This is a genomic window from Lysinibacillus sphaericus OT4b.31, from assembly GCF_000392615.1.
Classification (GTDB): domain Bacteria; phylum Bacillota; class Bacilli; order Bacillales_A; family Planococcaceae; genus Lysinibacillus; species Lysinibacillus sphaericus_B.
The window spans coordinates 3,467,983-3,494,446 of the sequence record NZ_KB933398.1 but is presented as its reverse complement, the minus strand read 5'-3'; the positions used below and the strand labels follow the sequence as shown (position 1 = coordinate 3,494,446).

Genomic DNA, 26,464 nt, shown 5'->3' with positions numbered 1-26,464 from the left:
GGCATATGCCATGAAAAGACAAGAATTACTCGCACCAGAGTGGTATAACATTGCAGAAGAACTTGAAAAGTATGCACAGGATCCAACTAAAAATGCTTTAATAGTTTATAACGAAAACGAAGAAATACAATATATTACATATAAAAGTCTACTTGAAAAGGCAAATCAGGCAGCACATGTATTAACATCTCAAGGATTAGTAAAAGGAGATGTACTGTTAGTTATGGTGCCGAGGTCCGTTGAGGCATACATTGTTTATATTGCAGCATTAAAGGCTGGTTTGACGATTATTCCAAGCTCTGAGATGTTACGTGCAAAGGATATAGACTATCGAATCACACATGCTGATGCAAAGGCTGTTATTGCATATGAACCGTATATTGAGCAATTTGATGAGGTAGCAAATTTAGAGGACGTACAGCAGTTTGTCATAGGTCGTGCACATGCTCCGTGGCAACCACTGCTAGAACAAATGGAGAATCAGCCAACTACTTATACAAGCTCTACGCCAACGAAGAGTACTGATATTGCATTTCTTGCTTATACAAGTGGTACAACAGGTAATCCAAAGGCTGCTGTTCATACGCATAGCTGGGGGTACGCACATTTACGGACAACAGCACCAAATTGGTTAGGTGTTCAGGAAAATGATATTGTATGGGCTACTGCAGCACCAGGATGGCAAAAATGGATTTGGAGTCCATTCCTTGCAACGTTAGGAAGTGGTGCAACAGCTTTTGTATACAAGGGGAAATTTAATGCAGCAACTTATTTATCATTACTTGAAAAATTTGAAATCAACGTGCTGTGCTGTACGCCAACAGAATATCGGTTTATGGCGGCACTTGAAAATTTACATGACTTTAATTTGAGTGGAATTCGCCAAGCTGTATCTGCAGGAGAACCGTTGAATAGTGAGGTTATGAAAATATTCTTGCAAAACTTTAAATTACAAGTACGTGATGGCTATGGTCAAACTGAAAATACATTACTTGTTGGGACAATGGTAGGTATGGAAGCACGTGTCGGCTCCATGGGTAAACCAACGCCAGGAAATACTGTAGCTATTATTGATGATTTTGGCAACCCAGTTGCAGAAGGTGTCGTTGGTGATATAGCAGTCCATCGTGAAACGCCGGCATTATTTAAAAAGTATTTTAAAGATCCAGAACGAACAAGCTTACAATTCCGAGGTGATTGGTATATCACTGGAGACCGTGCATATAAAGATAAAGATGGTTATTATTGGTTTGAAGGACGCGGTGATGACGTAATTATTTCTTCAGGCTACACAATTGGGCCATTTGAGGTGGAAGATGCTTTGATGAAGCATCAACAGGTGAAAGAGGTCGCAGTGGTAGCGAGTCCGGATGAAGTAAGAGGGAATATTGTAAAGGCATTTGTTGTATTACATGATGGGCAAATAGCCCATGAATCACTTATTGAAGAACTACAAGACCACGTAAAAACGTTAACAGCGCCCTACAAGTATCCACGTGCGATTGAATTTGTAGAGGAGTTACCAAAGACTGCTTCTGGTAAAATTCGTCGTGTCGAACTACGTCAACAAGAAAAGTATCGGTATACTCAGCAATCATTTCCTAGGAAATAATGTCGAAAATCAAGGTTCATTTTTATAGTATGAACTTTGATTTTTTTAATGTGTAAAGGATATTATTTATGGGGAAATTTATAAGATAAAATTTTTGCATAATATTGCAAAAAAGTGAAACATTTTAGACGTTGGGACGTATAACGTGTTGAGGAGGCGGAAAGACATGAATGTTAAAAGGTGGGTAGCCTTAGTTATTGCAGGTGTATTATTATTTGTTTCACTAGGTATTAATACCATATTTGCAATATTTAAAGCAGATTTCTTTGGTAACTTTGACAGCCTAATGGCTGGCAATAATTTAGAGGTATTTGAAACGGTGATTGAAGGAGAAGATTTTAATAAAAGGATTGCGTACTTAAAAGTCGATGGTGCGATTCAAGATATTGGATCTAGCTCATTATGGCAACCGGTGGCATATGATCACCAGTTTTTCTTAGAGCAATTAGACAATATTTTATATGATGACACAGTAAAAGCAGTTGTTTTAAGCGTTAATTCACCAGGTGGTGGTGTCAAAGAATCAGCAGAAATTTATAAAAAGCTATTAAAAATTAAAGAAGAACGTCAAATTCCAATTTATGTATCTATGGATTCGATGGCAGCTTCAGGCGGTTATTATATTGCCGCACCTGCAGATAAAATTTTCGCACATCGTGATACGATAACTGGCTCTATTGGTGTCATCATGCAGTCAATCAATTACCAAGAGCTAGCTGAAAAAGTAGGCGTAAAATTTCAGACATTTAAATCAGGCGAACATAAAGACATGTTAAGCCCGATGCGCGATGTTACAGAAGAAGAACGTATTATGATGCAAGATATGATTAATGAAACCTACGAAGAATTCGTTGATATAGTTGAAAAAGGTCGTAATATGTCTGAAGCAGATGTTAAAAAGGTAGCGGATGGTCGTATTCTTGGAGGAACAAAGGCACTTGAAGCTGGCCTAATCGATGAAATTGGCGATGAGGAAGCAACGATTGCAGCTTTACGTGCTGATTATGGTTTAGAGGATGCAGCACTGTTTGAATACACATACGATATGGGTGGCTGGCAGTCTTACGTTGGCATGAAGATTGGTTCAATGTTTGGCCCGTCTGCTGAGGAAAAAATGCTGATGAAGATTATGGCTGACTATAAAGCGCCAAAAATGATGTACTTATACGGCGAATACTAAGGAGGGTGTACCATGACAAATAATGAATTCGTTATACTAGGGCAACCCTCTTTTGAACCAGGATCTCTCTCTAATAAGACAGAAACTGTTTTAGAAACTAGACACTATGCATTAAAAACAGCTGGCTTTTGGGTACGTTTTTGGGCATTCTTATTGGATGGACTGCTTATAACAGCTGTTGGGGGAATACTTGTAAACCCGATTTTTTACTTAATGGATTGGTCGTTGTCAGAAACAGTATGGTATGCGCCCATTTCTATTATTTCAGCCATTATCTATTATGGCTATTTTGTATTGATGACAAAATTTTTCGGGCAAACTTTAGGGAAAATGGCTTGTGGTTTGCGTGTGGTATCATTAAAACATGATAAGTTAACATGGTCAGATGTCCTTTTCCGAGATTGGATTGGCCGTTTTATTAGTAATATCTTTATGCCACTGTATATTTTTGTAGCTATTTTGCCAGACAATCAAGGCTTACATGATTTTTTTGCGGAAACCACTGTTGTCCATGAAAAAATCTATGTAGAAAAAAAAGAAGAGCCTACAGCTTTACCTCTTCCCAAGAAAGACACTGAGCCTGAAAAGCTGGAGCAAACGCTAGAAGAAAAAATAGAAGATTGATGGTTGGGCTGTCTCACAAAAAATGAGACAGCCTTTCTATTTGTTAAGTCAACATGATATGTTGTACCCGAGCGGACATGGACAGACGCAGAGTGTAGGTGAGTATCCAAGTATGAATTGATAAAACGTTTCAATATCTACTGCGAAATAAATAAGCAATGAAACTATTAGAAAAACATGAGGTCTCCAGAAAGATCATTTTTCAGTTTAAGCTGTCTCAGTTGCATTTAATTCCCCACATTTAGTAATATTATGTACATATGATGAAGGAGGCGTTTATTATGGCACAAGTAACATTTAAAAATGGTCCAGTAACACTAGTAGGGAACGAAGTAAAGGTTGGAGACCAAGCACCAGCTTTCACTGTATTAGCAAACGACTTATCACCTGTTTCTTTAAAGGATTCAGAAGGGAAAATTCGTTTATTTAGTGTTGTCCCATCATTAGATACAGGTGTATGCGATGCGCAAACACGTCGTTTTAATGAAGCAGCAGCAAACTTAGGCGATAATGTAGTTATTTACACTGTATCCGTGGATCTTCCATTTGCGCAAAAACGCTGGTGTGGTGCTGCAGGCATCGATGCTGTTCAAACAGTTTCTGATCACCGTGATCTTTCATTTGGTGAAGCATATGGCGTGTACATTCAAGAATTACGACTTTTAACACGTGCAGTATTTGTAGTGGATGCAGCTGGTAAAGTAACATATGTGGAATATGTCCCAGAAGCTACAGACCATCCTAACTATGAAGCAGCGATTGCCGCTGTAAAAGCACTAGCGTAATCCGCTTCTTTTAGGCTAAGATAATACTAGACAAAGGAGCTGTGACAAGTTTGTTGTCACGGCTCCTTTCTGCGTGAAAGGAAGTTTTGTATGGAAAAGATCGAGAAATTATTTGCATTGCTGAATGAGCATGCTGAAAAGCTAGAAAAAGAACAAAATACAACACTATTAGAGGGCATGCTGGATGGTTTAGAGGCATGGCTAGATGGGGAAGTTGATTTCTCACAGGAAGATACAACGAAAGAAGATGTGCGGAAAGCAATTCAAATTGCCATCTTAAAGGGAATGCGGAAAGGCTCCCAGCCAAATCATCAAATGACGCCAGATACGTTGGGCTTATTAGTAGGCCATTTTGTTGAGCAAATTTTTGCTGAGCGTTTCGAAAAAGGAAAACTCTCTATAATGGATCCAGCTGTTGGTACAGGCAATTTACTATTGACTGTTATGAACTTACTGGATGGTAAAATAGAGGCTTCTGGGGTAGAGGTTGATGAGTTACTGATCCGTTTAGCGGCAGCAACGGCAGATTTAATAGAACAACCCGTATCCCTATTCCGACAAGATGCACTGCAAGATTTATTAGTAGATCCCGTAGATGCGATTGTTTGTGATTTACCAGTTGGTTACTATCCAAATGATGATGTGGCATTGGATTATGAATTGTGTGCAACCGAAGGAATGAGCTATGCACACCATTTATTCATTGAACAGTCTGTTAACTATACGAAGGACGGCGGTTATTTATTTTTCCTAGCGCCAACTCATCTTTTTGAATCTGAGCAATCAAAGCAGTTGCATAAGTATATTCAAAAACATGCATGGATCCAGGCTATTATCCAATTACCAGATACCATGTTTGCCAATAAAGCACTTGAAAAAAGCATTGTTATTTTACAAAAACAAGGTATGAATTATAAAGCGCCAAAAGAAGTGTTACTTGCGAAGGTGCCAAATATGCAAAATAAACAAGCACTTGCTATGTTCTTTGAGAAAGTGAAGATGTGGCTAGAAGGTAAATAATAATATATAGTAAATTCTAAAATAAAAAAGGTATCCAAGTGTTTTGGATACCTTTTTATGTATTACTTCATTAAGCTTCTGGAGAGCGTTCTGGTGTACGGATTACAAGTACATCACATTTAGCTGAACGTACAATTGCTTCAGAAACAGAACCGATTAGGAAACGTTCTACAGCGTTAAGACCAGTAGCACCACAGATGATTAAGTCTGCATCCACGATGTTAGAAAGCTCTTTTGTGATAATATTTTTTGGAGAACCGTATTCGATTACAAGGTTTACATTTGTTAAGCCTTCTTCTTCAGCTTGCTTTTTGTAACCGTTTAGTAAATCTTCAGAGAATGCTTGTGCGCGTTCCGCAATTGAACGGTCATATGCTTCGATTGCAGCGAATGAACGAGTGTCAATAACATTTACTAGATTTAATACAGCACCCTCGTTACGTTTTGCAACGTCGATCGATTTACGGAAAGCGTATTCAGCTTCTTTTGAACCGTCTACAGCAACTACAATGCTTTTATAATGATTAGCCATTTGTATTACCTCCCTATATTTATATTCTGATTATACCAAATGATTTCCTAAAGGAAATACTTTCCGAAGGAAAAATTGTGAAAAACTAAAGGCGTTTACTGCTAAATTTATATATACTTTTAAAAATCTTAATATTCAGCATTATGAAAATCTTATAAATTTCACTTGAAACCGCATTAATTAAAGCATTTTTTGCACTTTTTTGGTAAGATGGAAGTGCATAAGGGGTGTATCAATTACGCTAATGCAGAATTGATGAAACAATGCTTATTTCAAAGGTTACGGAAGGGGACAGGAAACATGAAGATTGGTATTCCAAAAGAAATTAAAAACAATGAAAATCGTGTAGCAATGACACCAGCAGGAGTTGTAACATTAACACATGCAGGCCATGAAGTGTACATCGAAGCAGGAGCTGGTCTTGGCTCAAGCTTCACAGATGCAGATTACCTAGCTGCCGGAGCTCACATTGTTGCAACTGCAAAAGAAGCATGGGCACAGGAAATGATTTTAAAAGTAAAAGAACCTGTAGCAGCGGAATTCGATTATTTTTATGAAGGCCAAATATTATTTACTTATTTACATTTAGCGCCGGAGCGTGAGCTGACGCAGGCACTTTTAGATAAGAAAGTTGTAGGTATTGCCTATGAAACAGTACAGTTAGCAAATGGTTCTTTACCTTTACTAACACCAATGAGTGAAGTTGCTGGCAAAATGGCGACACAAATCGGTGCACAATTTTTAGAAAGAAATCATGGTGGTAAAGGGATTTTACTAGGAGGCGTATCGGGCGTGCCTCGTGGAAAAGTTACAGTTATTGGTGGTGGTATCGCTGGAACAAATGCAGCAAAAATAGCTGTTGGAATGGGTGCAGATGTAACTGTAATTGATTTAAGTCCAGAGCGTCTACGTCAAATAGAAGATTTATTTGGGCGTGAAGTTCAAACATTAATGTCAAACCCTTATAATATTGCGGAATCAGTGAAAAATTCGGATTTAGTTATTGGAGCTGTTCTAATTCCTGGAGCAAAGGCACCAAAGCTTGTTTCGGAGGAGATGATTCTTTCAATGCAACCAGGTTCTGTAGTGGTTGATATTGCCATTGATCAAGGGGGAATTTTTGCATCGTCTGATCGTGTAACTACACATGACGATCCTACGTATATTAAACATGGCGTTGTGCACTATGCAGTAGCAAATATGCCAGGCGCTGTACCACGTACATCAACAATTGCTTTAACAAATAATACAATTCCATATGCATTGCAAATTGCGAATAAAGGTTATAAGCAAGCATGTATCGATAATCCAGCACTGAAAAAAGGTTTAAATACATTTGACGGGCATATTGTGTATAAAGCAGTTGCAGACGCACAAGAATTACCATACATCCATGTCGATGATTTAATGACATTAAGCTAATTAAAGTGGCAGTTAAGCGGTGGAACTAGCGTCTCCAGCTCTTAACATGTGGACTTTTTGTATAACATAAAAAGGGAAGCACCATTGGCAAATGGATGCTTCCTTTATTTGTTTTATCGGCATTAACTTAAGTTGAAGGTAAAGCCCCATCAACAGCCCTACGTCCTGTCGCGCTTCATAAATCAATTATTCTTTATGACATTGCCATTAAAATTATACGCTACAGAACAATTAATTCTTTTGGGAATTTTGTTAGCACTTCTACGCCATCATTTGTGACAACGACATCGTCTTCGATGCGAACACCTGTTACATCAGACTTGTAAATACCTGGCTCAATAGTGAATACCATACCTTGCTCCATCGTCATATCGTTAGCACCTGTAACAGAAGGGAATTCGTGTACAGAAATGCCAAGTCCATGACCTAGACGATGCGTAAAATATTGTCCGTAGCCAGCGTCAGTAATGGTATCACGTGCAATTTTATCTAAGTCCATTGCGCGAACACCTGGTTTTACGGCTGCAATCGCATTGTTATTAGCTGCTAGTACTGCATTATATATTTCCTTCTGTGCATCCGTAGGTTGGCCAAAAGAAACAGTACGTGTAATATCAGAGCAATACCCCTCGTAAATAACACCAAGGTCGAATAATACCATATCGCCTTTTTCTACTTTGCGGGCACCTGGTTTACCGTGAGGGGAAGCAGTTTTAGGGCCACTTAATACCATTGTTTCAAAGGCCATCTTACAACCCTTTTCTTGAATCGCACTTTCAATGGCAGTTAAAATCTCCATTTCTGTTTTACCTTCAGCAATCTCTTTGCAGCCAACTTCAATAGCATAATCTGCTAGTTCAGCAGCTTTTCTTAATTTATCTAACTCATCTTCATCTTTGATAACGCGCATTGCATTAATTTGCTCGTCAAGGCGAACAAAACTTGCCTGTGGAAATGAATGCTGTAAAGCTTCTAAACGTTCTACTATGAGCTGCGATTTTTCAATTGCACATGTAGATGGATCTCCATTTCGAGCTTTGATAGCTTGAGCAAGTATTTCCATAGCATTTTCCGTATCTTGGTGACCAATTACTTCATATGGCCAACCGGCATCCTTTGCATCTGGCATCTCCATTTGAGGACAAATTAAAAAGGGCTCCGACTCTTTAAAAATCATCACACCTAGTAATCTTTCATGGGGATTGCTTTTAAAACCTGAAACGTAAAAAACATTATCTGGTGTCGTTACAAAAGCAGCATCAATTTGATTTTGTTGTAAATAATTTTGAATTTCCTCAACCTTCGACATTATCATTTCCTCCTCATATTTCTCTATAGTTTTATCCTGTACAAGCATATCAAAAAAAGGGAAAAAGCGCATGGGTAGCGAATTAATATGATGAAGCAAAAAATGTAATGCAAGGAGGAATGACAAATGGAAATAAGTTATCATGGACATTCTGTTGTCAAAATTCAATCAAATGGTAAGACGATATTAATTGATCCTTTCATTAATGGAAATGGACAAACTGATTTGCAGGTTTCTGAGGAAGCACCGGATATTATTTTACTTACACATGGACATAATGACCATGTGGGCGATACGGTAGAGCTTGCACGAAAAAAAGATGCGCTTGTCATTGCACCAAATGAGCTGGCAAACTGGATTTCATGGCAAGGCGTAAAAGCGCATCCAATGCATATTGGCGGTGCGAAAGAATTTGATTTCGGTAAAGTGAAATTTACACAAGCTTTCCATGGCTCCTCCTATACAACTGAAAATAATGAAATTATTTATATGGGTATGCCAGCTGGAATCTTACTATTTATCGAAGGTATAACGATCTATCATGCAGGTGATACGGCATTATTTAGCGATATGAAACTGATTGGCGAAAGACATCCAATTGATGTGGCGTTTTTACCAATAGGTGACAATTTTACAATGGGGCCAGAGGATGCGGCTTGTGCCGTGTCGTTTTTAAAGCCGAAAATTGTCGTACCGGTGCATTACAATACATTTCCTCCAATCGAACAAGATCCTCAAATTTTTGCAGATTTAGTTCAAAATGCAGAGGTTCAAATTTTAAAAGCCGGTGAAAAAGTAAACTGTTTCTAATTTGTGACGTCGCTGTACTATATAGATTGACACCACGTGCGTAGTTGAAACGGTGGGCAAAGTTCAACAATTTCACCACTTTATACTCAATATTTTTATAAAAAATATGGTACACTAAGAGCAGAATTGATTGCTTGAGAAATAGGTGATATTTTGTCTACAAAACATGAGAAGATTTTACAATATATCGAGTCACTACCCGTGGGCGATAAAATTTCAGTACGTCAAATTGCAAAAGAAATGCAAGTGAGTGAAGGAACGGCATACCGTGCCATTAAGGAAGCCGAAAATCGCCGTTTGGTGAGCTCCATTGAACGTGTCGGAACGATTCGTATTGAAAAGAAAAAGAAGGAAAACATTGAGCGATTAACTTTTGCAGAAATTGTTAATATTGTAGATGGCCAAGTTTTAGGTGGTAAAACAGGTCTACATAAAACATTAACAAAATTTGTTATTGGAGCAATGCAATTAGAAGATATGATGCGTTATACAGATGCAGGGAGCTTACTAATCGTAGGTAACCGTATAAGAGCACATGAAAATGCGTTGCGAGCAGGTGCTGCTGTGTTAATCACAGGTGGTTTTGATACAACGGAGGCTAACAAACAGCTGGCAGATTCATTAGATTTACCGATAATTTCAACGAGCTATGATACTTTTACCGTAGCGACAATGATTAACCGCGCAATTTATGACCAATTAATCAAAAAAGATATATTATTTATTGAGGATATTTATGTACCGATGACAGATACATCAGTACTTCGCAATGATGAAACGATTCATCATTTCCATAAGCTGAATGAGCGTACGACGCATGGTGCATTCCCTGTCGTAACCATGAATAATAAGCTAATTGGCATGGTAACGGTAAAAGACGTTATAGGTAGGGAAGAAGATGAGCTAATTGAAAAGGTCATGACGAAAAATCCAATTGCTGGATCCATGAAGATGAGTGTTGCTTCGGCAGGACACCGCATGATTTGGGAGGGCATTGACCTACTGCCAATTGTTAACGATGATAACGTCTTACAAGGAGTTATTAGTCGTCAAGATGTGCTGAAGGCATTACAACTTGCACAAAGACAGCCACAGCATGGAGAGACAATTGATGATTTAGTTAAGAATGAAATGAAGGTACTTGGCGATGAGAATTTAATCGTTGAGTTTAAAGTGACACCACAAATGACAAACCAATATGGGGCGATCTCCTACGGAGCATTTACAACGCTACTTGCAGAGGTTGGTTCGTTTGCATTGAAGCGTCGAAAGCGTGGAGATGCAGTGGCAGAGAACATGACGATTTATTTCATTAAGCCCGTGCAAATGGAAAGCACACTTACCGTTAAACCTCGAATTCTAGATATGAGTCGTAAGTTCGTTAAAATGGACTTCGAAGTATTTAATCATCAAGTACTTGTTGGTAAGGCAATGATGATGTTCCAGCTACTAGAGCGTTAAGTGTACAAAAAAGGGATGGTCTAGCGCAAATACTAGGTCATCCCTTTATGGCTTTATGCAGTTTAACGGTTACTGAAACTTCCGTTGTCATCACTCAAAGAACAAATCAGACTCCGGTTAATGTCCGATTAAGTTATCACTTATTGGTTAATACGGAATTCTTCTTTAACGTATTGACCGTAGTGACGGACCTTTTTAACATTCTCTATTACAACAAAGATGCCTAAAACGACAAGAATTGCTACAATAATAAAGGTATACGTACCAGGGAATAAATACGCCTGGTTTAAGGCGAACAATAAGATAAACGCGCCTAGACCTACGTTTGCTTTACTTTTATACCAGTTTTTAGCGATCGGTAAAGTAGAACGGAATTGTCTTGTTTTAAAATAAAAATAAAATACAAACGCTATGATAATCGCAAATACAAAAATTAAATTGAGCATAGTAAACCTCCTAGCATAACTAGTCATTATTGTAACGATAATTTAAGAAAATTGCTAACGGTTATTACTATCATTTTGGGGGAAACCATTTTGAAAAGACAAATCATCGACACAATTGCTTCATATGAAACAATCGTTATCCATCGACATGTGCGCCCTGATCCCGATGCTTATGGGTCACAAATTGGCTTAAAGGAGTTACTTTTAGCAAATTACCCAGAAAAGAAAGTATACGCAGTTGGTGAGCATGATGCATCCCTGTCATTTTTAGCAATGCCAGATCAAGTTGCAGATGATGTATATGCAGATGCACTAGTCATTGTTACGGATACAGCAAACACTGAACGAGTAGATGACCAACGCTATACGAAAGGTAAAATGGTCATTAAAATTGATCATCATCCAAATGACGATGCATATGGGGACTTACTGTGGGTTGATACGACAGCAAGTTCATGTAGTGAAATGATCTATGAACTTTTTGAGGAAGGCAAAGAAGTAGCTAACTGGACGCTATCTGCTGCAGCAGCAAGATTATTATTTGGTGGAATTGTTGGTGATACTGGTCGTTTCCAATTCCCAAGCACGACCGTGAAAACCTTTAAAATTGCTGGTGAGCTCATTACATATGATTTTGATCGAAATCAAATCTTCGATGGTATGTATGAAATGGAACGTAAACTATTAAATTTACAAGGCTATATTTATCAGCATTTCCAAATGGATGATAATGGTGCAGCTTTTGTGAAGCTTACGAAGGAATTGCTTGCTGATATTAATGTTGTGCCATCAGAAGCATCACTTTTAGTAGGTTGTCTTGGAAGTGTAAAAGGAATTTGTGCATGGGTAGTCTTTATTGAAGAAGGCGATCAAATTCGAGTACGTTTACGTTCAAAAGGACCTATTATTAATACATTGGCCAAGGAATTCAATGGTGGTGGACATCCGCTCGCTTCAGGCGCAACTGCGTATTCATGGGAAGAGGCGGACCGTGTAACAAAACGTTTACAGGAAATCTGTCAGGCATATCAATAAAAATGGAATGAGAGGAAGGGATTCTTTTGACACACGTGTATACACAAATGCATACGAGCGCGGATTTATTGAAAAGTACGATTCGACTTGAGCAATTGATCCCTTTTTTACAAGAGCAGAATACACAGGCCTGTGCAATCGTCAATTCGAAATTGTACGGGCTTTTGCCTTTTTGTAAAGCAATGCAGCAGGCCAATATTCATGCTGTATTAGGGCTAACGGTGAATGTGCAGTGGCAGGAAACTGTAATTCCAGTTGTTTTGTATGCACAGACACAAGAAGGCTACCAACATCTATTAAAGATTAGTAGTGCCGTTTCTATTAAAGAAAACGAGGTCTTACCATGGAAATGGCTTGAAGGCTATTCGGCGGGCTGTTTAGCAATGTTTTCTTCAGGTCACTCAACAGAGCTAGAGGAATGGACTGTGGTCGCAAGTGCCCTCCATCTTGTCTTTGCAGAGCGATTTTTTATAGGTATTGCAAGACCAGCAGGTGTTGTTTCGGAAAGGGAAACGGCTATTTCGTTATGGTGTGAGGCTGAAAACGTAAGGATCGTTGCCGCACAGGACAGCTATTTTTTACGCCCTGAAGATCACTTTGCCTTTGAGGTTGCTAGAGCCATTGAACAGGGGGAAAAGCTCAGTGACACAATGCTAACAGCTCACTTACAGTGGCATTTTGCACCAACGAGGGAAGAGTGGCGTGCATGGTTTGTCGATCGTCCACAATGGCTTGAAGCAAGTGCATTGATGCTCGCTAGCTGTATAGCGAAAATCCCAGAGGCACATGTCCAAATGCCGAAATATCCTGTATCAGGTGATGACACAGCTGAAAGTCTACTCATTAAAGAAGCTTTTTCGGGACTTGCTGCACGCTTTCAGCAGTCGGAAATACCGACAGCCTATCGTGAACGACTTCATTATGAGTTAGATATTATTTGTTCGATGGGCTATGCGGATTATTTTTTGATTGTTGCTGATTTTATGCGCTTTGCAAAAGAAAATCATATTTTAACAGGACCAGGGCGTGGGTCATCGGCAAGTTCACTTGTCGCTTTTAGCTTATCCATTACCCGTGTTGATCCTCTTGAATATGGTTTATTATTTGAACGTTTTTTAAACCCTGAACGAGTTACATTACCTGATATAGATATTGATTTTGTCGATAGTAAAAGGCAAACAGTTATTCAATACGTTGCACAAAAATATGGTAAGGCAAATGTAGCGCAAATCATTACCTTTGGTACTTTGTCTGCAAAAGCTGTTGCCAGAGATGTCGCTCGTGTTTTTGGTTTTGAGGCAGAAACATTAGAAAAAATTTCAAAAATGATTCCTAATAAACCAGGGATGACGTTACAAAGAGCAATAACAGAATCACAAAATTTCCAAGGCTGGCTAGCTGAAAGTGAATACCATCGTCAATGGTATGAAGTGTCGTTAAAACTAGAGGGCTTACCTAGAAATTCTTCTACACATGCGGCTGGAATTGTGTTATCACCAACACCGTTAGTAAATACCGTACCGATTGAAAAGGGGCATGACGATATTTATTTAACCCAATGGCCAATGGGAGACGTCGAGGCGAGCGGACTTGTGAAAATGGACTTTTTAGGCTTACGCAATTTAACTATATTAGAGCAAATACGTTGGTCAATTTATAAAGCGGGAGGGCCATGGATTGAATTCGAACTTATCCCGTTGCAAGATGAAAAGACATTCCAAGTACTACAAAGTGGCGATACAGTCGGGATTTTCCAATTAGAGTCTGAAGGGATGAAGCAAGCATTACGTGATATTCACCCAACGCATTTTTTAGATATTGTCGCTGTTAACGCACTTTATCGTCCAGGACCGATGGATTTTATACCTATCTATGCACGACGAAAAGCGGGGAAAGAGCCTGTCATTATGCCACATCCGACACTGGAACCAATTTTGAAAGAGACGTTTGGTGTTATTGTCTACCAGGAACAAATTATGCGCATTGCTTCTGTCATGGCTGGTTTTACGATGGGGCAGGCTGATTTACTACGTCGTGCGGTTAGTAAGAAAAAGCGCGAGGTACTAGAGGAGCAACGTGCTGCATTTGTCAGTGGAGCGATGAAGCAAGGTTTTGCTATAAACATTGCAGAAGAGGTGTATGCGTTAATTGTACGCTTTGCGGACTATGGTTTTCCGAAAAGTCACGCGGTAGCCTATAGTATAATCTCTTATCATATGGCCTATTTAAAGGCACATTTCCCGAAAAGTTTTTATGCGGCTTTATTATCGAATGCGACAGGTAATGCCGAAAAAATACAGCAGCTTGTCGCTGAAGCGAAGGAAAAAGGCATTCCATTTTACCCACCTTCCTTGCAGCGGAGCACAAAGTTCTTTACTGTCGAAAATGATGGTATTCGCTATAGTTTATCGGGCGTTAAAGGTGTGCCACAACCGTTTTTAGAGAAGGTAGTAGCTTTGAGAAAAACAAATCAAGATGCCTTTCATAATTTATTTGATATGGCTGTTGCTTTAAGTGCACAGCACTTTAAACCGAAAGTGATGGAGTCTTTAATTTTCGCTGGAGCACTGGATTATTTAGGGAAGGATCGTGCGGTGTTGCTGACAACTTTAGAGGCAGCTTTGAAGCAGGCAGAACTCTTACGCCCAACAGAGGATATCGATCTTGAAACAGCTACAACTTTTGAATTCGGTAAGCCGAAGTATATGGAGGCACAAGTCATGTCGCAAAAGGAAAAGCTGCAGCATGAGAAAGAAAGTCTAGGCTTTTATATAACAGCACACCCTGTCTCTGAGGAAAGAGTATTTTGGAGTGATGTGAATGCTACGTGCCGTGAGCTGAAAAGTATGCGTGAGGGCACGTATGTAAAAATGATTGGCCTGGTTGAAGAAGTGAAGAAAATCCGCACAAAAAAAGGTGAGCAAATGGCTTTTGTTCAACTCCAAGATGAATTCGGTATGGTTTCTGTGACATTATTTCCTCAGGTGTTTCAGTTAGTCGAGGAAATGTTATTAGAAGATGAATTGTTATACATTGAAGGATCGCTGGAACTGCGGTTTGGCAAGCCTCAAGTGAAAGCAAAACATGCGCAAACGACGAAAAAAATATGAAATTAAACAAGATTTTAGAAACTGCATAAACTCTATGCAGTTTTTTCTTTACATTTATACAGTTATTTTGTAAGCTAGAGTCAACGTTAAAAAGTGGTCAGACCACTTTTTTGATAGGGGAGTTAATCGTATGGATAAACAAACCGAACAAAAGAAAGTGTTTTTAGAAATCGTTCAGCAGTTGCGTCAGCTTATTCACTTGGAGAAAATTCAAGCTGGAGAGAAGCTACCTTCTGAACGAGTTCTTTCTGAGCGTCTAGGGGTCGGCCGCTCCTCTGTGAGAGAGGCGCTTCGGAGTTTAGAATTGCTTGGACTCATTGAAACGAGACATGGTGGAGGTACTTTTCTTGCCTCAACACATAAGCATCAGCTCGTAGAAGTCTTGTCGATGTTTATATTAGAAGATGAAAAATCAAAAAAAGATGTCGAATTCACGCGACAAATTCATGAAAAGGAAGCTATCCGCGTAATAAGTTGTACAGAGATTCTGCGAACATTACCAGTGTGGGACAGTTTCTTTGTGAAACTAGAAATAGAAGGGTCGGTAAATTGTCGGGATATTTTACGAGAGTTATTAATTACGACAGGCAATCGCCTTGCACTAAAAATCTGGTTTCAATTAGCAGCTTATGACGGTGACCGTTTAAATCGAAACTCAACAGAAGAAGAAAAAATAATCATTCAAACAATGTTGAAATCGATGCAGCTTGGTTATGAAAAAGAGGCATTACAAGCTTACGAACAGTGGATGGGTACTGTATAAAGCATTTAGACAACAAAGGGGGAGTCAGACATGGCAATACGCGATTTATTTAGTGGAAACCGAAAAAAGAAACAGGATGGACAGGAAAAGGCATTTCCAGAAGGACTCATGACAAAGTGTCCAGAATGCCGTCATATCCAGCTTACGAAAGAATTAGAAAAGCATCATAAAGTCTGTACGAAATGTGGGCATCATTTTAAAATGACTGCACAGGAACGTGTAGCGTATTTCTTAGATGAAGGTTCATTTGTGTCAATGGACGACCATTTACAAACAAGTAATCCACTTGGTTTCCCAGCCTATGTAGAGAAAATTACGGCCGATCAACAAAAAACAGGATTAAATGAGGCTGTATTGACTGGCCTTGGTACACTTGATGGAGTAGAAATTGTTGTAGCGATTATGGATGCCCATTTCCGTATGGGTTCAATGGGCTCTGTCGTTGGAGAAAAAATTACACGTGCTGTTGAAAAAGCAACGGAATTACGTTTACCTTTTATTATTTTTACGGCAAGTGGCGGTGCACGTATGCAAGAAGGCGTATTATCGTTAATGCAGATGGCAAAAACGAGCGTGGCATTAAAGCGCCATAGTGAACAAGGTCTGTTATTTATTTCCATCTTGACGCATCCAACAACTGGCGGCGTTTCTGCAAGCTTTGCCTCTGTCGGTGATATTAATATTGCTGAACCACAAGCACTCATTGGCTTTGCTGGTCGTCGAGTGATTGAAGAAACAGTGAGAGAAAAGCTTCCAAACGATTTTCAAACGTCAGAATTTTTATTAGAGCATGGACAACTTGATGCAATTTTCCATCGTAAGGATTTACGAAAACAAGTGACAGTGCTTGTAAAAATGCATACGAAAGGCGGCATGCAACATGTCTAAAACATTAGCTTTTGAGGAACCAGTTGTACAATTACGAGAAAAAATTGATGAACTAAAAACAATTGCTGCTGAAGCAGATGTAGATATGACAGGCGAAATTGAAAAGCTTGAAACACGCTTAACACAGTTAGAGCAATCTATATATGCAAACATGAAACCGTGGGATCGTGTGCAAGTTGCACGTCATCCTGAGCGTCCAACAACGCTTCAATACATCGAGGCAATGTGTGAAAACTTCATTGAGCTACATGGAGATCGAACATTTGGAGACGATGCGGCAATTCTTGGAGGGATTGCCATTTTCGAAGGACAGCCAGTAACTATTATCGGACATCAACGTGGAAAGTCTACGAAGGAGAATATCCGACGTAACTTTGGTATGCCTCATCCAGAAGGTTATCGTAAAGCATTACGTTTAATGAAACAGGCAGAGAAGTTCAACCGCCCAATTATTTGTTTTATTGATACGAAAGGTGCGTATCCTGGTAAGGCGGCTGAAGAACGTGGTCAAAGTGAAGCGATTGCTCGTAATTTAGTGGAAATGGCTGGCTTAACAGTACCAGTCATCAGCGTTGTTATCGGAGAAGGAGGCAGCGGAGGTGCACTTGCATTGGGAGTAGCAAACCGTGTTTTCATGCTAGAAAATTCAACATACTCGGTAATTTCTCCTGAGGGAGCTGCATCGATTTTATGGCGTGATGGGAGCCTGGCGAAGCAAGCTGCTGAAGCAATGCGGATTACCGCACCTGATTTAAAAGAACTTGGTGTTATAGATGGTATTGTTCCAGAAGTAACGGGAGGCGCGCATCGCAATGTAGCGAAACAGGCACTCTATTTAAAAGAATGTATCAGTGACACATTAAAAGCATTACATTCTTTAAACGGTGAACAATTGGTCGAAGACCGGTATGAGAAGTTTAAAAAAATCGGACAATATACTGAAGGATAACTCGATTTAGATTTTAGGTATTGAAAGATGAAATAAGGACAATAATACATAGTATTATTGGAAAAATGGTAGATTTTAGATTTTTTTCGATGGAAGGAGTGTGTGAAAGCGCATTCTTTTCATTTTTTATGTAAAAGTTATGTTTTTGTCGTTCCAGAACCCTTACATAGTTTGTTTTTTCGTGTTAATGTGAATAATAATAGATAACTGCAGGAGGTTGTTCGACAATGAAAAAAATTGCCGTTTTAACAAGTGGTGGAGATGCGCCAGGCATGAACGCAGCCATTCGTGCAGTCGTTCGTAAGGCAGCTTATCATGGAGTTGATGTTGTTGGGATTAAGCATGGCTATGAAGGTCTAATTAAAGGCACTTATGAGCCACTTGATTTAGGTTCTGTAGGTGGCATCATTCAAAGAGGTGGCACGAATTTATTTTCAGCACGTTGCCCTGAATTTAAAGAAGATGCTGTACAACAGCAGGGCATTGAGAAAATGCGGGAAGCTGGTATTGATGGTCTTGTCGTTATCGGTGGTGACGGGTCCTATCGTGGTGCAATGGACTTAGTGAAAAAAGGATTTCCAGTTGTTGGTGTACCAGGGACGATAGATAATGATGTTCCAGGCACTGAGTATACAATTGGTTTTGACACTGCCCTGAATACAGTTGTTGAATCCATTGATAAAATTCGTGATACAGCGACTTCTCATGAAAATTCATTCATTGTTGAAGTAATGGGGCGAGACGCTGGGGATATCGCATTATGGGCAGGTTTGGCTGCAGGTGCGGAAACAGTATTAATTCCTGAAGAAGATTATAATTTAGCGGACATCGTGACACGTTTAGAGCGTGGTGAAGCACGGGGTAAAAAGCATAGTATTATCATTGTTGCTGAAGGTGTAATGTCTGGGAATGAGTTGGCAAAACTTTTAAAAGAAAAAACTGGGAAAGAGACACGTGTTTCTGTACTTGGTCATATTCAACGTGGAGGTTCTCCAACAGCACGAGACCGTGTACTTGCAAGTCAGTTTGGAGCACACGCAGTAGAATTACTAATAGAAGGTAAATTTGGTCGAGCGGTTGGTATTCGCAATCATAAAGTAATCGACTATGATATGCCAGAAGCTTTTGAAAAAAATCATGAGGCAGATGTAGGTTTATATTCTTTAATGAAAGAACTTTCAATATAATTTGGATAAAAACGGAGTGGGCAGAAAATGAGAAAAACAAAAATCGTATGTACAATTGGACCAGCAAGTGAATCACCAGAAACTTTAGAAAAACTTATCGAGGCAGGTATGAACGTAGCTCGCTTAAATTTTTCGCATGGCACACATGAAGAACATGAAGTGCGCATTAATTTAATACGCGAAGTAGCAGAGAAGTTAGGCAAACCTGTGGGAATTTTACTAGATACAAAAGGACCTGAAATTCGTACACATAACATGCAAAATGGCGAACTACATTTAACAACAGGTCAAGTTATTGATATTTCAATGACTGAAGTAGAAGGAACAGAGGCAAGTTTCTCTGTCACTTATCATCAATTAATTGAAGACGTAGAACAAAACTCAATTATTTTATTAGACGATGGTTTAATTCAATTACGTGTATTAGCTACAGATACAGAAAATGGCCTAATCCACACAATTGTAGAAAATGCCGGTGTATTAAAAAATAAAAAAGGTGTCAACGTACCAGGTGTTTCTGTGCAACTTCCTGGAATTACCGAAAAAGATGCACAAGATATTTTATTCGGCATTAAGCAAGGCGTCGATTTCATTGCAGCTTCATTCGTACGTCGTGCAAAGGATGTGCTAGAAATCCGTGAGTTGCTTGAACAAAACGGTGGTGGCCATATTCAAATTATCCCGAAAATCGAAAATCAAGAAGGTGTCGACAATATCGACGAAATCATCTTAGTATCCGACGGGTTAATGGTAGCACGTGGAGACCTTGGGGTAGAAATTCCTGCTGAAGAAGTTCCTCTTGTACAAAAGAAATTAATTTTAAAATGTAACCAAGTAGGTAAACCCGTAATTACTGCAACGCAAATGTTAGATTCAATGCAACGTAACCCTCGCCCAACACGTGCTGAGGCAAGTGACGTTGCCAACGCTATTATTGATGGAACAGATGCGATTATGCTATCGGGTGAAACAGCAGCGGGCCTTTATCCAGTTGAATCTGTACAAACAATGAATAAAATCGCAGAGCGTACAGAACATTCATTAGATTATAAGGCTATCGTATCCACAAGAAGTCGTGAAAAAGAAGCAAATATGACAGAAGCCATTTCACAGGCAGTTGCCTATACTTCGATTAACTTAGGCGTAAGAGCCGTACTTGCACCAACAGAAAGTGGTAATACAGCTCGAATGATTGCAAAATATCGACCAGGTGTGCCGATTGTCGCGGTAACAGGCTCTGTCAATACAGCGAGTACATTAACTCTTGTTTGGGGTGTATATCCAGTAGTATGCCAACGTGTAACAACGACAGATGAAATTTTAGAGCTTGCTGTTGATGAAAGCTTAAAACATGGTTATGTAACACACGGTGATGCAGTTGTTATTACAGCTGGTGTACCAGTGGGCGAAGCGGGTACAACAAACTTAATGAAAGTACACATTATTGGAGATTTACTTGCTCGTGGACAAGGTATTGGCAAAGCTTCCGTAATCGGCAAAACAGTTGTTGCAAAAAACGCAGCAGAAGCACTTGCTTATGATACAGAAGGTTGTATTTTAGTAACAGTTGGCTCGGATCGTGATATGATGCCAGCACTAGAAAATTGTATCGGTCTTATTACGGAGGAAGGTGGACTGACAAGCCATGCAGCGGTTGTTGGGCTAAGCCTTGGAATTCCAGTTATTGTTGGTGTTAAAGAAGCAACGACAATAATTCGACACGGTCAAGAAATAACAATGGATGCTGAAACAGGTGTCATTTATAAGGGGCATGCGAGTGTTCTTTAATTAATAACGAAAAAGCTCTAGTACGTGACATCGTACTGGAGCTTTTTGTTTATAGTGCAATATATAGAGGCTAAATAGTATTTACAGCTATCGCTACTGTTCCTTAAAAGTACACAATATTTTGAGCTTTTACTTATAATTTAGGCTCATTGTTTTTTATATGAAACTTATTGGTCTATAATAACGTATAAATGGTATAGCTTTTTCATATAGGAAGGAGAAAAATATGCGAAAAGTTTTTCTTGGTTTCATTGTGTATGCATTAGCCGAATTGGCGTTATTAATAGTTGTTGGTCAAAATATAGGTGTGTTGAATACTTTATTGCTCATTGTGGTAACGAGTGTTATCGGTGTTTATGTAGCAAAAAATAAAGGTATGAATTCTGTACAAAAGGTAAAAGATACGATGGCTAGAGGAGAAGCGCCGGGACCTATTTTAATTAATGCGCTGCTGAATTTTAGTGGCGGTGTGCTGTTAGCATTACCAGGTTTTTTAACGGATCTTATCGGCTTATTACTACTCATGCCTTTTTCAAAAAAGCTGTTTCAACCAATCGTATTTTATTGGATTCGTAAAAAAATGAAAAAAGGGCAGTTTATCATCGTTCAAAAATAGATTTTTCCTTAAGTTTAACAGCCAAGAATAAAAATATAGGGCTGAGTAAAATGCCATAAAATCCGAATAATAAAATAGATGCAGCACTGATGAAAAAAGTGTGGAATGTACGTAATTGAAGTGTATTGGACCACAGCATGGAATCAGCTAGCTGCCTTGTTAATTGAACAAACAAATACAACAGTAAAATCGCAACACATAAAAAAGTATTGCCATTGAAATAAAAGTAAATACTCATGGGTACGAGAAAGACCCCAATACCGAAGAATGGAAGCACATCTGCGAATGCAACGATAAATGCTTTAATAATGGCTTGTTCAAATTGAAAAATCATAAAGCCTGCACAAAGTATGAGGAGTGTAATGGTGAATAACTGAAACTCCACAAATATAAAGTAATGAAAGAGTTGCATGATTTTTGAAAAATGTGATTGCCACTCGTTGCGAAATTTCTTCGGAACGTACTGGAAAAACCAGTAACGGGATTTACGTGTTTCCAGTAACGCAAAATAGTAAGCGACAAGGAAAATAAACACTTCAATTACATGCTTCATGAATAGTTGCAATAAATTTGCTGTATAAACGAGGATAGAATCAAAAATTGTCAACGATTTTTCCTGTAAAACTTGTATAAACATGGACTCGTATTCAGTGAATAACTGGAAGTTTTGAAGTGTATCTCTTATTTCAGGGAAGATAAGTATGATGCTGTTAATAGATATAATTATGAGGAGAAAAATACAAGTAAGTATCAGTATTTCTACGATAATTGCTGCGAGCCAATAGGCGATTTTACAATAAGAATTGAGAAATTTTATAATAGGATACGTAGAAAAAGATAAAAATATTGCAAGGGATACAGGTAATACGAACCAAAGAATTAATAAATAAAAAATAAATAATAGAATATTTGTAGTTCTTTCGTATGAAAAATACTTAATATTCCTCATTTTTACAAATTCACCTCGTTTCAAATAAAAAAATAATGTCAAAAAATACAAAAGAAACTCTTTGGAACGTGTTTATAGTCGCTCGGGCGCCTTTTTCTTTATTTGGGTGTTTTTCATTCACAAAGCTGTCAAAAATGATTATAATAGCAATGTAAGCGATTTACTTAATGGTTCATATGAGCAAAAACCGTAAATGATAACGATTGAATAGCATTTACAACAAAAATATAAAGTATGAGGGAGCGATAATTTATGTCAGCAACAAAAGGTTTAGAAGGTATCGTAGCGGCGGAATCTAAAATCAGCTCAATTATCGATGACACACTTACATATGTTGGTTACAACATTGATGATTTAGCAGATAACGCATCATTTGAAGAGGTAATTTATCTACTATGGCACACTCGTTTACCAAAAGCGGACGAGCTTGCTGAGTTAAAACAACAATTAGCAGACAACATGTCTATTCCACAGGCAATTGTAGACCAATTCAAAGCATACCCACTTTCAACTGTACATCCAATGGCTGCACTACGTACTGCAGTATCTTTACTTGGTGTATTCGATGAAGAAGCGGATGTAATGAATCCAGAAGCTAACTACCGTAAAGCTATCCGTCTACAAGCTAAAATTGCTACAGTTGTAACTGCGTTCGCACGTGTTCGTAAAGGCTTAGAGCCAATTGCACCAAAACCAGAATTAGGTTATGCAGCGAATTTCTTATACATGTTAAAAGGTGAAGAACCAGCAGCAATCGAAGTTGAAGCATTCGATAAAGCATTAGTATTACATGCTGATCATGAATTAAATGCTTCTACATTCACTGCACGCGTATGTGTAGCTACATTATCAGACGTTTATTCTGGTGTTACTGCAGCTATCGGCGCATTAAAAGGACCACTTCATGGTGGTGCAAACGAACAAGTTATGAAAATGCTAAGCGAAATCGGTTCACTTGAAAAAGTTGAATCTTATATTCAAAATAAATTAGATAACAAAGAAAAAATCATGGGCTTCGGTCACCGTGTATACCGTAAAGGCGATCCACGTGCACCACACCTACGTGTAATGTCACAAAAATTAACTGAACTAACTGGTAAACCAGAGCTTTATGAAATGTCAGTTAAAATCCATGACATGATTGTTGAACAAAAGAAATTACCTGCAAACGTAGACTTCTTCTCTGCGTCAGTGTATGATTCTTTAGGCATTGATCATGACCTATTCACACCAATTTTCGCAGTTTCTCGTACTTCTGGTTGGGTAGCACATATTCTTGAACAATATGCTAACAACCGCTTAATCCGTCCACGTGCGGAGTATGTTGGACCAGGCATGCAAAAATATGTTCCAATCAGCGAGCGCTAATTTGGAAAATATGCTAGAATATTTGGGACTGTGTTACCTTTAACACAGTCCTATGATTATGAATTTAGGAGGCAACAATAATGTCAAACAAAATTGTAGTTGAAAATGGCGTACTTAATGTACCAAACAATCCAGTAATCCCGTTCATCGAAGGTGATGGAATCGGTCCAGATATTTGGGCTGCAGCATCTCGCGTTATCGACGCAGCTGTTGAAAAAGCTTATAACGGCGAAAAGAAAATCGAATGGTTAGAAGTTTTAGCTGGTGAAAAAGCGTTCAACCAAACTGGTGAATGGTTACCACAAGAAACTTTAGACAAAATTAACGAATACCTAATCGCAATCAAAGGTCCTCTTACTACGCCAATCGGTGGTGGTATCCGCTCACTAAACGTAGCATTACGTCAACAACTTGATCTATATGTTTGCTTACGTCCTGTACGTCACTTTGATGGAGTACCTTCTCCAGTTAAACGCCCAGAAGACGTTGAAATGGTTATCTTCCGCGAAAACACAGAAGACATCTACGCTGGTATCGAGTTCGAATCAGGCTCTGAACAAGCTCAAAAAATCATCAACTTCCTACAAACTGAATTTGGTGTTAACCAAATCCGCTTCCCAGAAACTTCTGGTATCGGTGTAAAACCTGTATCTAAAGAAGGTACTGAGCGTTTAGTGCGTTCTGCTATTGAATATGCTATTAAACATAACCGCCCATCTGTAACATTAGTTCACAAAGGGAACATTATGAAATTCACTGAAGGTGGATTCAAAAAATGGGGTTATGAATTAGCTGAAACTGAATTTGCTGATAAAACTTTCACTTGGAATCAATATGATGCAATCAAAGCTGAACAAGGTGAAGAAGCAGCAAACAAAGCACAAGCTGATGCTTTAGCAGCTGGTAAAATCTTAGTTAAAGATTCAATCGCTGACATCTTCTTACAACAAATTTTAACTCGTCCAACTGAGTTTGATGTAGTAGCTACAATGAACTTAAATGGTGACTATATTTCTGATGCATTAGCTGCACAAGTTGGTGGTATCGGTATTGCTCCAGGTGCGAACATTAACTACGTAACTGGTCACGCAATCTTCGAAGCTACTCACGGTACAGCTCCAAAATATGCTGGCTTAGATAAAGTAAACCCATCTTCAGTACTACTTTCAGGCGTATTAATGCTTGAACACTTAGGATGGCAAGAAGCAGCTGATAGCATTACAGCATCAGTTGAAAAAACAATCTCTTCTAAAGTTGTAACTTATGACTTTGCACGTCTAATGGATGGTGCTAAAGAAGTGAAATGTTCTGAGTTCGCTGACGAATTAATCAAAAACCTATAATTTTCCCAACTTTAGTTGCATAAAATTATAGCTGTGATGCATGCAAAATCTGTCGAGATATGTTTGATTAACAGCAAATTATTTTCGACTTTATTTAAATGAAGTATTTCCAACTTGTTTAATCAAGGGAGAGAGAGTTATTCTCCTCCCTTTTTTTTTAACATAAAACCCAAATCAAAGGAGCGTATTCAAATGTCTTTGAAACGTAAAAAAATCTCAGTAATCGGTGGCGGATTCACTGGCGCTACTGCAGCATTTTTAGCAGCTCAAAAAGAACTTGGTGATGTAGTATTAGTAGACATTCCTCAAGCTGAAAACCCAACAAAAGGTAAAGCTTTAGATATGTGGGAAGCTGCTCCAATTCAAGGTTTCGATTCTTATGTTAAAGGTACTTCTGACTATGCAGATACTGCGGATTCTGATGTAGTAATCATCACTGCGGGTGTTGCTCGTAAACCTGGGATGAGTCGTGACGATCTAGTTCAAATCAACCAAGGTGTTATGAAAACAGTTTCTAAAGAAATTGCCGCTCACTCACCAAACGCAACAATAATTGTACTTACAAACCCGGTTGATGCAATGACTTACACAGTATACAAAGAAACTGGTTTCCCTAAAAACCGAGTTATCGGTCAATCTGGTGTACTTGATACAGCTCGTTTCCGTTCATTCGTCGCTGAAGAACTTAACATTTCTGTTAAAGACATTACTGGATTCGTACTAGGTGGCCATGGTGATACAATGGTACCACTTACTCGCTACTCTTTCGCTGGTGGTATTCCACTAGAGTCTTTAATCGCTCCTGAGCGTTTAGAAGAAATTGTTGACCGTACTCGTAAAGGTGGTGCTGAAATCGTAAACCTACTGGGTAACGGTTCTGCATACTATGCGCCGGCTGCTGCAATGATTGAAATGGCTGAAGCGATTCTTAAAGACCAAAAACGTATTCTGCCATCCATCGCTCTTCTTGAAGGCGAATATGGCTACAACGATATTTACTTAGGTGTACCAACACTTTTAGGTGCAGACGGTATTGAAAAAATCTACGAACTTGAATTAACTGATACAGAAAAAGCAGCATTAGATAACTCTGCTGAAGCTGTAAAAGCAGTTATGGAAGTTTTAGCTTAATAAAAAGTTTATGAAATCGAGTGGGAATCATTCCTACTCGGTTTTTTTTATTGTAATGCGGGATAAAATGGTTATTCTGCTTTTCATTGTACTTTTAGAATAAAATTGATACTATGAAGGTAGTATGATAGAAAAG

General features: G+C 38.7%; 23 protein-coding genes. 19 read left to right on the top strand and 4 right to left on the bottom strand.

Going from position 1 to position 26,464, the window contains the following annotated elements; genetic code table 11:
• Positions 1-10: 10 nt before the first annotated feature.
• The 5 genes from mbcS (at position 11) to H131_RS16070 (ending at position 5,221) form a co-directional block, all read left to right on the top strand.
• A complete protein-coding gene (gene mbcS, locus H131_RS16090; protein ID WP_010860199.1) occupies positions 11-1,612 on the top strand; it encodes an acyl-CoA synthetase MbcS in 1,602 nt (533 codons plus the stop codon).
• 166 nt (positions 1,613-1,778) lie between these two features.
• The gene (sppA, locus tag H131_RS16085) at positions 1,779-2,792 is read left to right on the top strand and encodes a signal peptide peptidase SppA (protein ID WP_010860198.1); all 1,014 of its coding nucleotides are present in this window, start codon (positions 1,779-1,781) and stop codon (positions 2,790-2,792) included.
• Positions 2,793-2,804: 12 nt separating this feature from the next.
• A complete protein-coding gene (locus H131_RS16080) occupies positions 2,805-3,416 on the top strand; it encodes an RDD family protein (protein ID WP_010860197.1) in 612 nt (203 codons plus the stop codon).
• Positions 3,417-3,697: 281 nt separating this feature from the next.
• A complete protein-coding gene (tpx, locus tag H131_RS16075) occupies positions 3,698-4,201 on the top strand; it encodes a thiol peroxidase (RefSeq protein ID WP_010860196.1) in 504 nt (167 codons plus the stop codon).
• A gap of 90 nt (positions 4,202-4,291) precedes the next feature.
• Positions 4,292-5,221 carry a class I SAM-dependent methyltransferase gene (locus H131_RS16070; RefSeq protein WP_010860195.1) on the top strand — a complete coding sequence of 310 codons (930 nt, stop codon included), beginning with the start codon at positions 4,292-4,294 and terminating at the stop codon, positions 5,219-5,221.
• 70 nt (positions 5,222-5,291) lie between these two features.
• Here H131_RS16070 and H131_RS16065 read toward each other — a convergent pair whose 3' ends face one another.
• Complete coding sequence (locus H131_RS16065; RefSeq protein ID WP_010860194.1) at positions 5,292-5,753, bottom strand: universal stress protein; 462 nt, start codon at positions 5,751-5,753, stop codon at positions 5,292-5,294.
• 300 nt (positions 5,754-6,053) lie between these two features.
• Here H131_RS16065 and ald point away from each other — a divergent pair, with 300 nt between their 5' ends.
• The gene (gene ald / locus H131_RS16060) at positions 6,054-7,175 is read left to right on the top strand and encodes an alanine dehydrogenase (RefSeq protein ID WP_036130650.1); all 1,122 of its coding nucleotides are present in this window, start codon (positions 6,054-6,056) and stop codon (positions 7,173-7,175) included.
• A gap of 220 nt (positions 7,176-7,395) precedes the next feature.
• On the opposite strand, the gene H131_RS16055 is transcribed toward ald, so the two are convergent.
• The gene (locus H131_RS16055) at positions 7,396-8,484 is read right to left on the bottom strand and encodes a M24 family metallopeptidase (RefSeq protein WP_010860192.1); all 1,089 of its coding nucleotides are present in this window, start codon (positions 8,482-8,484) and stop codon (positions 7,396-7,398) included.
• 126 nt (positions 8,485-8,610) lie between these two features.
• On the opposite strand from H131_RS16055, the gene H131_RS16050 reads away from it, so the two are divergent.
• Together H131_RS16050 and H131_RS16045 are read left to right on the top strand one after the other, a co-directional pair.
• A complete protein-coding gene (locus H131_RS16050) occupies positions 8,611-9,294 on the top strand; it encodes a metal-dependent hydrolase (protein ID WP_010860191.1) in 684 nt (227 codons plus the stop codon).
• Between the two features lie 153 nt (positions 9,295-9,447).
• Positions 9,448-10,755, top strand: coding sequence for a DRTGG domain-containing protein (locus H131_RS16045; RefSeq protein ID WP_010860190.1), 1,308 nt, complete (start codon positions 9,448-9,450; stop codon positions 10,753-10,755).
• Between the two features lie 140 nt (positions 10,756-10,895).
• Here H131_RS16045 and H131_RS16040 read toward each other — a convergent pair whose 3' ends face one another.
• Positions 10,896-11,201 carry a YtpI family protein gene (locus H131_RS16040; protein WP_010860189.1) on the bottom strand — a complete coding sequence of 102 codons (306 nt, stop codon included), beginning with the start codon at positions 11,199-11,201 and terminating at the stop codon, positions 10,896-10,898.
• A 90-nt stretch (positions 11,202-11,291) separates the two neighbouring features.
• Here H131_RS16040 and H131_RS16035 point away from each other — a divergent pair, with 90 nt between their 5' ends.
• The 8 genes from H131_RS16035 to H131_RS16000 all read left to right on the top strand — a co-directional run bounded on the left by H131_RS16035 (position 11,292) and on the right by H131_RS16000 (position 21,537).
• The gene (locus H131_RS16035; RefSeq protein WP_036130641.1) at positions 11,292-12,236 is read left to right on the top strand and encodes a DHH family phosphoesterase; all 945 of its coding nucleotides are present in this window, start codon (positions 11,292-11,294) and stop codon (positions 12,234-12,236) included.
• Positions 12,237-12,262: 26 nt separating this feature from the next.
• Complete coding sequence (dnaE, locus tag H131_RS16030; protein ID WP_010860187.1) at positions 12,263-15,346, top strand: DNA polymerase III subunit alpha; 3,084 nt, start codon at positions 12,263-12,265, stop codon at positions 15,344-15,346.
• A 130-nt stretch (positions 15,347-15,476) separates the two neighbouring features.
• Complete coding sequence (locus tag H131_RS16025; protein ID WP_010860186.1) at positions 15,477-16,109, top strand: FadR/GntR family transcriptional regulator; 633 nt, start codon at positions 15,477-15,479, stop codon at positions 16,107-16,109.
• A gap of 30 nt (positions 16,110-16,139) precedes the next feature.
• Complete coding sequence (gene accD, locus H131_RS16020; protein WP_036130640.1) at positions 16,140-16,997, top strand: acetyl-CoA carboxylase, carboxyltransferase subunit beta; 858 nt, start codon at positions 16,140-16,142, stop codon at positions 16,995-16,997.
• Positions 16,990-17,946, top strand: a complete 957-nt coding sequence (locus tag H131_RS16015; protein ID WP_010860184.1) for an acetyl-CoA carboxylase carboxyltransferase subunit alpha — start codon at positions 16,990-16,992, stop codon at positions 17,944-17,946. The genes accD and H131_RS16015 overlap by 8 nt, the downstream gene beginning before the upstream one ends.
• A 227-nt stretch (positions 17,947-18,173) precedes the next feature.
• The gene (gene pfkA, locus H131_RS16010; RefSeq protein ID WP_010860183.1) at positions 18,174-19,133 is read left to right on the top strand and encodes a 6-phosphofructokinase; all 960 of its coding nucleotides are present in this window, start codon (positions 18,174-18,176) and stop codon (positions 19,131-19,133) included.
• Positions 19,134-19,160: 27 nt separating this feature from the next.
• Complete coding sequence (gene pyk / locus H131_RS16005; RefSeq protein ID WP_010860182.1) at positions 19,161-20,921, top strand: pyruvate kinase; 1,761 nt, start codon at positions 19,161-19,163, stop codon at positions 20,919-20,921.
• A gap of 226 nt (positions 20,922-21,147) precedes the next feature.
• On the top strand, positions 21,148-21,537 hold the full coding sequence (locus H131_RS16000; protein ID WP_010860181.1) for an FxsA family protein: 390 nt from the start codon (positions 21,148-21,150) through the stop codon (positions 21,535-21,537).
• Here the strand turns inward: H131_RS16000 and H131_RS15995 are convergent.
• Positions 21,521-22,486 carry an AI-2E family transporter gene (locus H131_RS15995; RefSeq protein ID WP_230491865.1) on the bottom strand — a complete coding sequence of 322 codons (966 nt, stop codon included), beginning with the start codon at positions 22,484-22,486 and terminating at the stop codon, positions 21,521-21,523. The genes H131_RS16000 and H131_RS15995 overlap by 17 nt on opposite strands.
• A gap of 252 nt (positions 22,487-22,738) precedes the next feature.
• Here H131_RS15995 and citZ point away from each other — a divergent pair, with 252 nt between their 5' ends.
• The 3 genes from citZ to mdh all read left to right on the top strand — a co-directional run bounded on the left by citZ (position 22,739) and on the right by mdh (position 26,328).
• Entirely contained in the window at positions 22,739-23,854 is a 1,116-nt protein-coding gene (gene citZ, locus H131_RS15990) for a citrate synthase (protein WP_010860180.1), read from the top strand.
• An 80-nt stretch (positions 23,855-23,934) separates the two neighbouring features.
• On the top strand, positions 23,935-25,197 hold the full coding sequence (gene icd, locus H131_RS15985) for an NADP-dependent isocitrate dehydrogenase (protein ID WP_010860179.1): 1,263 nt from the start codon (positions 23,935-23,937) through the stop codon (positions 25,195-25,197).
• A 192-nt stretch (positions 25,198-25,389) separates the two neighbouring features.
• On the top strand, positions 25,390-26,328 hold the full coding sequence (mdh, locus tag H131_RS15980; RefSeq protein WP_010860178.1) for a malate dehydrogenase: 939 nt from the start codon (positions 25,390-25,392) through the stop codon (positions 26,326-26,328).
• Positions 26,329-26,464: the final 136 nt, after the last annotated feature.

Bases quoted from the DNA above. Each gene is read 5' to 3' on its own strand.
- mbcS (WP_010860199.1), top strand. From the start codon at position 11: ATGAAAAGACAAGAATTACTCGCACCAGAGTGGTATAACATTGCAGAA.
- sppA (WP_010860198.1), top strand. From the start codon at position 1,779: ATGAATGTTAAAAGGTGGGTAGCCTTAGTTATTGCAGGTGTATTATTA.
- H131_RS16080 (WP_010860197.1), top strand. From the start codon at position 2,805: ATGACAAATAATGAATTCGTTATACTAGGGCAACCCTCTTTTGAACCA.
- tpx (WP_010860196.1), top strand. From the start codon at position 3,698: ATGGCACAAGTAACATTTAAAAATGGTCCAGTAACACTAGTAGGGAAC.
- H131_RS16070 (WP_010860195.1), top strand. From the start codon at position 4,292: ATGGAAAAGATCGAGAAATTATTTGCATTGCTGAATGAGCATGCTGAA.
- H131_RS16065 (WP_010860194.1), bottom strand. From the start codon at position 5,753: ATGGCTAATCATTATAAAAGCATTGTAGTTGCTGTAGACGGTTCAAAA.
- ald (WP_036130650.1), top strand. From the start codon at position 6,054: ATGAAGATTGGTATTCCAAAAGAAATTAAAAACAATGAAAATCGTGTA.
- H131_RS16055 (WP_010860192.1), bottom strand. From the start codon at position 8,484: ATGTCGAAGGTTGAGGAAATTCAAAATTATTTACAACAAAATCAAATT.
- H131_RS16050 (WP_010860191.1), top strand. From the start codon at position 8,611: ATGGAAATAAGTTATCATGGACATTCTGTTGTCAAAATTCAATCAAAT.
- H131_RS16040 (WP_010860189.1), bottom strand. From the start codon at position 11,201: ATGCTCAATTTAATTTTTGTATTTGCGATTATCATAGCGTTTGTATTT.
- H131_RS16025 (WP_010860186.1), top strand. From the start codon at position 15,477: ATGGATAAACAAACCGAACAAAAGAAAGTGTTTTTAGAAATCGTTCAG.
- accD (WP_036130640.1), top strand. From the start codon at position 16,140: ATGGCAATACGCGATTTATTTAGTGGAAACCGAAAAAAGAAACAGGAT.
- H131_RS16015 (WP_010860184.1), top strand. From the start codon at position 16,990: ATGTCTAAAACATTAGCTTTTGAGGAACCAGTTGTACAATTACGAGAA.
- pfkA (WP_010860183.1), top strand. From the start codon at position 18,174: ATGAAAAAAATTGCCGTTTTAACAAGTGGTGGAGATGCGCCAGGCATG.
- pyk (WP_010860182.1), top strand. From the start codon at position 19,161: ATGAGAAAAACAAAAATCGTATGTACAATTGGACCAGCAAGTGAATCA.
- H131_RS16000 (WP_010860181.1), top strand. From the start codon at position 21,148: ATGCGAAAAGTTTTTCTTGGTTTCATTGTGTATGCATTAGCCGAATTG.
- H131_RS15995 (WP_230491865.1), bottom strand. From the start codon at position 22,486: ATGAGGAATATTAAGTATTTTTCATACGAAAGAACTACAAATATTCTA.
- citZ (WP_010860180.1), top strand. From the start codon at position 22,739: ATGTCAGCAACAAAAGGTTTAGAAGGTATCGTAGCGGCGGAATCTAAA.
- icd (WP_010860179.1), top strand. From the start codon at position 23,935: ATGTCAAACAAAATTGTAGTTGAAAATGGCGTACTTAATGTACCAAAC.
- mdh (WP_010860178.1), top strand. From the start codon at position 25,390: ATGTCTTTGAAACGTAAAAAAATCTCAGTAATCGGTGGCGGATTCACT.